Below are 3867 nucleotides of genomic sequence, written 5' to 3'. Positions count from 1 at the left end.
CGGGTTCACACGACTAGTCACCGCGCTCGAAGCGGAAACCCACTCCTCTGACGGTCGTGATGTAACGCGGGGGTGCGGGCGATCAGGCGGTCACGGGGAGCCAGGGCTGCCGCTTGGCCTCGAAGTCGGTGATCGCGTCGACGTTGCGCAGGGTCAGGCCGATGTCGTCCAGGCCCTCCAGCAGCCGCCAGCGGGTGTAGTCGTCGATCTCGAACGTCTGCACGCCGCCCTCGTCGCAGCGCAGCTCGCGGGCCGCCAGGTCGATGGTGAACTCCTTGGCGGGGTTCGCCGCGATCTTGTCCTGCAGGCCCTCGACGACGTCCTCGGGGAGCTGGATCGGCAGCAGGCCCATCTTCGTGGCGTTGTTGCGGAAGATGTCACCGAACCGCGCCGACACGACGGCGCGGAAGCCGTACTGCTGGAGCGCCCAGACGGCGTGCTCGCGCGAGGAGCCGGTGCCGAAGTCGGGCCCGGCGACCAGGATCGACGCGCCCTGGTACTCCGGACGGTTCAGGACGAACTCCGGGTCCTCGCGCCAGGCGGCGAACAGGCCCTTCTCGAACCCGGTGCGGCTGACCTGCTTGAGCCAGACCGCCGGGATGATCTGGTCCGTGTCGACGTTGCTGCGCCGCAGCGGCACGGCGCGGCCCGTGTGCGTGGTGAAGGCTTCCATGACTGGCTCCCGATTACAGGTCGGCCGGGGCGGTCAGACGCCCGGTGACGGCGGTGGCGGCGGCGACGGCGGGCGAGACCAGGTGGGTGCGGCCGCCCTTGCCCTGCCGGCCCTCGAAGTTGCGGTTGGAGGTCGAGGCGCTACGCTCCCCCGGCTTGAGCTGGTCGGGGTTCATGCCCAGGCACATCGAGCAGCCCGCCTCGCGCCACTCGGCGCCCGCGGCCTTGAAGACCTCGTTCAGGCCCTCCTCCTCGGCCTGTGCCTTGACCTTCATCGAGCCCGGCACGATCAGCATCCGCACGCCGTCGGCGACCTTGCGGCCCTTGATCACCTCTGCCGCCGCGCGCAGGTCCTCGATCCGGCCGTTGGTGCAGGACCCGACGAACACGGTGTCGACGGTGACGTCCCGCAGCGGGGTGCCGGCGGTCAGGCCCATGTACTCCAGCGCGCGCTCGGCGGCGGAGCGGTGCGTCGGGTCCGCGAAGGAGGCCGGCTCCGGAACGCTCGCCGCGAGCGGCGCGCCCTGGCCGGGGTTGGTGCCCCACGTGACGAACGGGGTGAGCTCGGAGGCGTCGATGACGACCTCCTTGTCGAACGTCGCGTCGTCGTCGGTGCGCAGCGACCGCCAGTACTCCTTGGCGGCCTCCCAGGGTGTTTTACCCCCATGGCTACGCCCCGCCGCCCCCAGTCCGGACGGCGCGTGCGGGCGGCCCTCGAGGTAGGCGAAGGTCGTCTCGTCCGGCGCGATCATGCCGGCCCGCGCGCCCGCCTCGATGGACATGTTGCAGACCGTCATGCGGCCCTCCATCGACAGCGACCGGATGGCCTCGCCGCGGTACTCGATGATGTGGCCCTGGCCGCCGCCCGTGCCGATCTTCGCGATGATCGCCAGGATGAGGTCCTTGGCGGTCACGCCGTACGGCAGTTCGCCGTTGACGGTGACGGCCATCATCTTGGGCCGGCGCTGCGGCAGCGTCTGGGTGGCGAGGACGTGCTCGACCTCGCTGGTGCCGATGCCGAACGCCAGCGCGCCGAACGCGCCGTGCGTGGAGGTGTGCGAGTCGCCGCAGACGACCGTCATGCCCGGCTGGGTCAGCCCCAGCTGCGGACCGATGACGTGGACGATGCCCTGGCCGGCGTCGCCCATCGGGTGCAGGCGAACGCCGAACTCGGCGCAGTTCTTGCGCAGCGTCTCGACCTGGGTGCGCGACACCGGGTCGGCGATCGGCGCGAGGATGTCGGTGGTCGGGACGTTGTGGTCCTCGGTGGCGATCGTCAGGTCGGGCCGCCGGACCGTGCGGTTCGCCATGCGCAGGCCGTCGAAGGCCTGCGGGCTCGTGACCTCGTGGATGAGGTGAAGGTCGATGTAGAGAACGTCCGGCTCGCCCTCGGCGCTCCGTACAACGTGCGCGTCGTAGACCTTGTCCGCAAGTGTTCGGCCCATCACTCCACCTCTTCCGGTTCCGTAGCTCCTCTGCCCGCGACTTGCATCTCAGATTCCGAGACGGCAGTATCGAAGCATGGACAACTCTAGCGGAGTCGGCGTGCTGGACAAAGCGGTTCTGGTCCTGAACGCCCTCGAGGCCGGCCCGGCCTCCCTCGCCCAGCTGGTGCAGACCACCGGCTTGGCCCGGCCCACCGCCCACCGGCTCGCCGTCGCGCTGGAGCACCACCGGATGGTCCACCGTGACACCCAGGGCCGGTTCATCCTCGGCCCCCGCCTGGCCGAGCTGGCCGCCGCCGCCGGAGAGGACCGCCTGCTCGCCATCTCCCAGCCGATCCTGACCCAGTTGCGGGACCTGACCGGCGAGAGCGCCCAGCTCTACCGGCGGCAGGGCGACGTGCGCGTGTGCGTCGCCGCGGCCGAGCGGATGAGCGGCCTGCGCGACACCGTCCCGGTCGGCAGCGCCCTGCCGATGACCGCCGGCTCCGCCGCGCAGATCCTGCTGGCCTGGGAGGAGCCCGACCGCCTGCACCGGGGGCTGCGCGGCGCGAAGTTCACCGCGACGACGCTGGCCTCCGTACGACGCCGTGGCTGGGCGCAGAGCGTCGGCGAACGCGAGCAGGGGGTCGCCTCGGTGTCCGCGCCGATCCGCGGCACCGGCGGCCGCGTGATCGCGGCCATCTCGGTGTCCGGGCCGATCGAGCGGCTCTCACGCGCCCCCGGCCGGATGCACGCACCGCCCGTGCTGGCCGCCGCGGAGAAGATCTCCGAGACGATGCGCCGCGGCTGACCCGTCCTCCGGCGATACCGGGACTCGGACACAGCTCCCCCGCCGAGCGTCCACCGAACACCGAACCCCGGACACGCCCCGGCCGAGCCCTCCACCAGACCCGAACCCTGGACGCGCCCTCGGCCGGGCACCCCTCGGACACCGGAACCCGGACCCGACCCCGGACCGAGCCGCCGTTCGGATACCGAGACTCGGGAACCGCGACTCCCCGGCGGCCGTACGGCGATAGTGTCCCGGCCAGGGGGGCAGATGAAGATCTCCGAGCTCAGCGACCGGAGCGGGCTGCCGGTTCAGACGATCAAGTACTACATCCGGGAGGGGCTCCTTCCGAAGGGGACGGCCACCGCGGCGACCCGTGCGGAGTACGACGGCCGCCATCTGCACCGGCTCCGTTTCGTCAAAGCGCTCCGGGAGGTCGGCGACCTGCCGATCGCGTCGGTACAGCAGATCGTCGCCGCCGTGGACGACGACACCGTCGCCCCCCACCAACTGCTGGGGAAGGCGCAGTACGCCCTCGGCCCGCGCGCCGAGCCACGGCCCGAGGACGCCGGCTGGCGGGCCGCCCGCCAGGACGTGGACGCGGTCATCGCCGAGCTCGGCTGGCGCGTGCTGCCGGACGCGCCGGCCCGCGACCTGCTGGCGCAGGCGTTCGCGGCGCTGCGCGGGCTGGGCCTGCCGATCGTCCTGCGCGACCTTCGCCCGTACATCGAGGCCGCCGAGCTCATCGCGGACCACGAGATCGCCGGGCTGTCGGTCGGCGAGGACCGCGAGCGGGCCGTGCAGACCGCCATCGCGACCAACGTCCTGTACGAGCGGATCCTGCTCGCCCTCCGCCGGCTGGCACAGGAGAACGCCTCAGCCCGCCGCTTCGACCTCCAGTTGCCCGTCTCGGTGACCGACGAGGAGATCGCGCGGCTGAACGCGGAGGGCGTACGGGCCGTACGGTTCATCGTACGCCGC

Annotated in this window: 4 protein-coding genes; 2 read left to right on the top strand and 2 right to left on the bottom strand. The window is 71.9% G+C overall.

The window, feature by feature from the left end:
* Positions 1-82: 82 nt before the first annotated feature.
* Complete coding sequence (leuD, locus tag AB0K82_RS31850) at positions 83-673, bottom strand: 3-isopropylmalate dehydratase small subunit (RefSeq protein ID WP_364404175.1); 591 nt, start codon at positions 671-673, stop codon at positions 83-85.
* Positions 674-686: 13 nt separating this feature from the next.
* Positions 687-2117 carry a 3-isopropylmalate dehydratase large subunit gene (gene leuC / locus AB0K82_RS31845; protein ID WP_364404173.1) on the bottom strand — a complete coding sequence of 477 codons (1431 nt, stop codon included), beginning with the start codon at positions 2115-2117 and terminating at the stop codon, positions 687-689.
* Between the two features lie 76 nt (positions 2118-2193).
* Here leuC and AB0K82_RS31840 point away from each other — a divergent pair, with 76 nt between their 5' ends.
* Complete coding sequence (locus tag AB0K82_RS31840; protein WP_364404171.1) at positions 2194-2907, top strand: IclR family transcriptional regulator; 714 nt, start codon at positions 2194-2196, stop codon at positions 2905-2907.
* Between the two features lie 249 nt (positions 2908-3156).
* Positions 3157-3867: MerR family transcriptional regulator (locus AB0K82_RS31835; RefSeq protein ID WP_364404169.1), on the top strand; the 711-nt coding region annotated here is incomplete at its 3' end.

The organism is Actinoallomurus sp. NPDC052274 (genome assembly GCF_040679475.1).
Taxonomy (GTDB): Bacteria; Actinomycetota; Actinomycetes; order Streptosporangiales; family Streptosporangiaceae; genus Actinoallomurus; species Actinoallomurus liliacearum.
Note: the sequence above shows the minus strand (reverse complement) of the source record. Positions and strands in the feature narration are given on the sequence as shown.

Coding starts and splice junctions, on each gene's coding strand:
- leuD (WP_364404175.1), bottom strand. CDS start 673: ATGGAAGCCTTCACCACGCACACGGGCCGCGCCGTGCCGCTGCGGCGC.
- leuC (WP_364404173.1), bottom strand. CDS start 2,117: ATGGGCCGAACACTTGCGGACAAGGTCTACGACGCGCACGTTGTACGG.
- AB0K82_RS31840 (WP_364404171.1), top strand. CDS start 2,194: ATGGACAACTCTAGCGGAGTCGGCGTGCTGGACAAAGCGGTTCTGGTC.